The sequence below is a fragment of the Mycobacterium sp. GA-1285 genome, from assembly GCF_001499905.1.
In the GTDB taxonomy this organism is placed as follows: Bacteria; Actinomycetota; Actinomycetes; order Mycobacteriales; family Mycobacteriaceae; genus Mycobacterium.
Genome location: NZ_LQIS01000036.1, coordinates 1 through 5,379 on the forward strand (window position 1 = coordinate 1; position 5,379 = coordinate 5,379).

General features: G+C 56.8%; 3 rRNA genes. All 3 read left to right on the top strand.

From position 1 onward, the window contains the following. Window positions 1-149: 149 nt before the first annotated feature. The 3 genes from AU193_RS17360 to rrf all read left to right on the top strand — a co-directional run bounded on the left by AU193_RS17360 (window position 150) and on the right by rrf (window position 5,373). Window positions 150-1,673, top strand: a 16S ribosomal RNA gene (locus AU193_RS17360). 360 nt (window positions 1,674-2,033) lie between these two features. Continuing rightward, window positions 2,034-5,160 (top strand): 23S ribosomal RNA (locus AU193_RS17365). Between the two features lie 98 nt (window positions 5,161-5,258). Then, window positions 5,259-5,373, top strand: a 5S ribosomal RNA gene (gene rrf, locus AU193_RS17370). The 16S, 23S and 5S rRNA genes sit together here, the layout of an rRNA operon. The last annotated feature ends 6 nt before the right edge of the window (window positions 5,374-5,379 follow it).

The following is a 5,379-nucleotide window of genomic DNA, read 5'->3' on the forward strand; positions in this document are numbered from 1 at the left end:
GCGGGTGTGTTGTTTGAGAACTCAATAGTGTGTTTGGTGGTTTTTGTTTGTTGTTGTTTTTTGCCATGCCCTGTTTTCCCGTTTGTGGGTGTGGTGTTTTTTGATGCCAGTTTTTGGTGTCTGTTTGGTCAGATTGTTTCGAACAGTTTTGTTTGGAGAGTTTGATTCTGGCTCAGGACGAACGCTGGCGGCGTGCTTAACACATGCAAGTCGAACGGAAAGGCCCCTTTGGGGGTGCTCGAGTGGCGAACGGGTGAGTAACACGTGGGTGATCTGCCCTGCACTTTGGGATAAGCCTGGGAAACTGGGTCTAATACCGAATATTTCCTTCTGGTTGCATGGCTGGGAGGGGAAAGCTTTTGCGGTGTGGGATGGGCCCGCGGCCTATCAGCTTGTTGGTGAGGTTATGGCTTACCAAGGCGACGACGGGTAGCCGGCCTGAGAGGGTGACCGGCCACACTGGGACTGAGATACGGCCCAGACTCCTACGGGAGGCAGCAGTGGGGAATATTGCACAATGGGCGCAAGCCTGATGCAGCGACGCCGCGTGGGGGATGACGGCCTTCGGGTTGTAAACCTCTTTCAGTGCCGACGAAGCGTCAGTGACGGTAGGCACAGAAGAAGGACCGGCCAACTACGTGCCAGCAGCCGCGGTAATACGTAGGGTCCGAGCGTTGTCCGGAATTACTGGGCGTAAAGAGCTCGTAGGTGGTTTGTCGCGTTGTCCGTGAAAACTCACAGCTTAACTGTGGGCGTGCGGGCGATACGGGCAGACTGGAGTACTGCAGGGGAGACTGGAATTCCTGGTGTAGCGGTGGAATGCGCAGATATCAGGAGGAACACCGGTGGCGAAGGCGGGTCTCTGGGCAGTAACTGACGCTGAGGAGCGAAAGCGTGGGGAGCGAACAGGATTAGATACCCTGGTAGTCCACGCCGTAAACGGTGGGTACTAGGTGTGGGTTTCCTTCCTTGGGATCCGTGCCGTAGCTAACGCATTAAGTACCCCGCCTGGGGAGTACGGCCGCAAGGCTAAAACTCAAAGAAATTGACGGGGGCCCGCACAAGCGGCGGAGCATGTGGATTAATTCGATGCAACGCGAAGAACCTTACCTGGGTTTGACATGCACAGGACGCTCGTAGAGATACGGGTTCCCTTGTGGCCTGTGTGCAGGTGGTGCATGGCTGTCGTCAGCTCGTGTCGTGAGATGTTGGGTTAAGTCCCGCAACGAGCGCAACCCTTGTCTCATGTTGCCAGCGCGTGATGGCGGGGACTCGTGAGAGACTGCCGGGGTCAACTCGGAGGAAGGTGGGGATGACGTCAAGTCATCATGCCCCTTATGTCCAGGGCTTCACACATGCTACAATGGCCGGTACAAAGGGCTGCGATGCCGTGAGGTGGAGCGAATCCTTTCAAAGCCGGTCTCAGTTCGGATCGGGGTCTGCAACTCGACCCCGTGAAGTCGGAGTCGCTAGTAATCGCAGATCAGCAACGCTGCGGTGAATACGTTCCCGGGCCTTGTACACACCGCCCGTCACGTCATGAAAGTCGGTAACACCCGAAGCCCGTGGCCTAACCGGTTTACCGGAGGGAGCGGTCGAAGGTGGGATCGGCGATTGGGACGAAGTCGTAACAAGGTAGCCGTACCGGAAGGTGCGGCTGGATCACCTCCTTTCTAAGGAGCACCACGAACAAGGTTGTGACACTGGGTCACACCTGATGCCGTGAGGAGCTGGAGCGCTGTAGTGGCGCCCGGCTGGGTGCACAACAAACGTCAGAAGCGGTGCGGGAACATCGTTTTGAGGGATTGCCAGACACACTATTGGGCTTTGAGACAACAAGCCCGTGACTCCCTGTTGGTTGGGGGGTGGCCTCGCGTTGGTGGGGTCGGTTGGTTGTCGCCCCGCTTTGGTGGTGGGGTGTGGTGTTTGATTTGTGGATAGTGGTTGCGAGCATCTAAAACGCGGGACTCCGGTGTGGGTTGCGTGTTTTGATAATGCAATTTTTTGTTCTTCCGAGAATAGATCTGTTTTGTGTGTAAGTGTTTAAGGGCGCATGGTGGATGCCTTGGCACTGGGAGCCGATGAAGGACGTGGGAGGCTGCGATATGCCTCGGGGAGTTGTCAACCGAGCGTGGATCCGAGGATGTCCGAATGGGGAAACCCGGCACGAGTGATGTCGTGTCACCCAACGCTGAATGTATAGGCGTTGGGGGGGAACGCGGGGAAGTGAAACATCTCAGTACCCGTAGGAAGAGAAAACAAAGAGTGATTCCGTTAGTAGTGGCGAGCGAACGCGGAGGATGGCTAAACCGTGTGCATGTGATACCCGGCGGGGGTTGTGTGTGCGGTGTTGTGGGGTCTGTGTTCCATCATCCGCCGATGGTGGCAGCAGTGATAAAAGCTCGTGTTAGGTGAAGTGGCCTGGGATGGTCTGCCGTAGGGGGTGAGAGTCCCGTAACCGAAAACATGTGCTCTGTTGTCGCAGTGTCCCCGAGTAGCAGCGGGCCCGTGGAATCTGCTGTGAATCTGCCGGGACCACCCGGTAAGCCTGAATACTTCTCAGTGACCGATAGCGGATCAGTACCGTGAGGGAATGGTGAAAAGTACCCCGGGAGGGGAGTGAAAGAGTACCTGAAACCGTGTGCCTACAATCCGTCAGAGCCCTCCACTTTGTGGTGGGGTGATGGCGTGCCTTTTGAAGAATGAGCCTGCGAGTCAGGGACATGTCGCGAGGTTAACCCGGGTGGGGTAGCCGCAGCGAAAGCGAGTCTGAATAGGGCGTATCCACACAGCAGTGTGTGGTGTAGTGGTGTGTTCTGGACCCGAAGCGGAGTGATCTACCCATGGCCAGGGTGAAGCGCGGGTAAGACCGCGTGGAGGCCCGAACCCACTTAGGTTGAAGACTGAGGGGATGAGCTGTGGGTAGGGGTGAAAGGCCAATCAAACTCCGTGATAGCTGGTTCTCCCCGAAATGCATTTAGGTGCAGCGTCGCATGGTTCACACCGGAGGTAGAGCTACTGGATGGCCGATGGGCCCTACTAGGTTACTGACGTCAGCCAAACTCCGAATGCCGGTGTGGTGTAGTGCGGCAGTGAGACGGCGGGGGATAAGCTCCGTGCGTCGAAAGGGAAACAGCCCAGATCGCCGGCTAAGGCCCCTAAGCGTGTGCTAAGTGGAAAAGGATGTGCAGTCGCAAAGACAACCAGGAGGTTGGCTTAGAAGCAGCCACCCTTGAAAGAGTGCGTAATAGCTCACTGGTCAAGTGATTGTGCGCCGATAATGTAGCGGGGCTCAAGCACACCGCCGAAGCCGCGGCAGCCAAGCGTTGCTTGGTTGGGTAGGGGAGCGTCCTGCATCCGGTGAAGCAGCGAAGTGATTCAGCTGTGGAGGGTGTGGGAGTGAGAATGCAGGCATGAGTAGCGATAAGGCAAGTGAGAACCTTGCCCGCCGGAAGACCAAGGGTTCCTGGGCCAGGCCAGTCCGCCCAGGGTGAGTCGGGACCTAAGGCGAGGCCGACAGGCGTAGTCGATGGACAACGGGTTGATATTCCCGTACCCGTGTATGAGCGTCCCTGACGAATCCATACCGCTAACCACCCAAAAGGTCGGTGATCGTCTCCTTTTAGGAGTCGACATCGACCGGCTGCGTGGGACCCGTGTGGGTAGTAGTCAAGCGATGGGGTGACGCAGGAAGGTAGCCGTACCAGTCAGTGGTAATACTGGGGCAAACCGGTAGGGAGAAACCTAGGCAAATCCGGGTTTTTCATATCCTGAGAGGTGATGCATAGCCGAGTGAGGCGAATTCGGTGATCCTATGCTGTCGAGAAAAGCCTCTAGCGAGTCCATACACGGCCCGTACCCCAAACCAACACAGGTGGTCAGGTAGAGAATACCGAGGCGTACGAGTGAACTATGGTTAAGGAACTCGGCAAAATGCCCCCGTAACTTCGGGAGAAGGGGGACCCCCACACCGTCAAGGCCCTCGCGGCCGGCAGCGGTAGGGGGTGGCACAAACCAGTGAGAAGCGACTGTTTACTAAAAACACAGGTCCGTGCGAAGTCGCAAGACGAGGTATACGGACTGACGCCTGCCCGGTGCTGGAAGGTTAAGAGGACCCGTCAACCCGCAAGGGTGAAGCGGAGAATTTAAGCCCCAGTAAACGGCGGTGGTAACTATAACCATCCTAAGGTAGCGAAATTCCTTGTCGGGTAAGTTCCGACCTGCACGAATGGCGTAACGACTTCTCAGCTGTCTCAACCATAGACTCGGCGAAATTGCATTACGAGTAAAGATGCTCGTTACGCGCGGCAGGACGAAAAGACCCCGGGACCTTCACTACAACTTGGTATTGGTGCTCGATACGGTTTGTGTAGGATAGGTGGGAGACTGTGAAACTCACACGCCAGTGTGGGCGGAGTCGTTGTTGAAATACCACTCTGATCGTATTGGGCCTCTAACCTCGAACCGTCTATCCGGTTCAGGGACAGTGCCTGGCGGGTAGTTTAACTGGGGCGGTTGCCTCCTAAAAAGTAACGGAGGCGCCCAAAGGTTCCCTCAACCTGGACGGCAATCAGGTGTTGAGTGTAAGTGCACAAGGGAGCTTGACTGCGAGACGAACATGTCAAGCAGGGACGAAAGTCGGGACTAGTGATCCGGCACCCCCGAGTGGAAGGGGTGTCGCTCAACGGATAAAAGGTACCCCGGGGATAACAGGCTGATCTTCCCCAAGAGTCCATATCGACGGGATGGTTTGGCACCTCGATGTCGGCTCGTCGCATCCTGGGGCTGGAGCAGGTCCCAAGGGTTGGGCTGTTCGCCCATTAAAGCGGCACGCGAGCTGGGTTTAGAACGTCGTGAGACAGTTCGGTCTCTATCCGCCGCGCGCGTCAGAAGCTTGAGGAAACCTGTCCCTAGTACGAGAGGACCGGGACGGACGAACCTCTGGTACACCAGTTGTCCCACCAGGGGCACCGCTGGATAGCCACGTTCGGACAGGATAACCGCTGAAAGCATCTAAGCGGGAAACCCCCTCCAAGACCAGGCTTCTCACCCATACCAGTGGGATAAGGCCCCCCGCAGACCACGGGATCGATAGACCAGACCTACACACCCAGCAATGGGCGCAGGGAACTGGCACTAACCGGCCGAAAACTTACACACACTCGCAACCACACCACGCGTACCAACACACGCAAACACACCCCACCACCAAAACACACCACCCCCACACCAACGGGGCACCAACAAAAAAATAAAGTTACGGCGGTCAATAGCGACAGGGAAACGCCCGGACCCATCCCGAACCCGGAAGCTAAGCCTGCCAGCGCCAATGATACTGCCCAACCCGGGCGGAAAAGTAGGACACCGCCGAACACACAT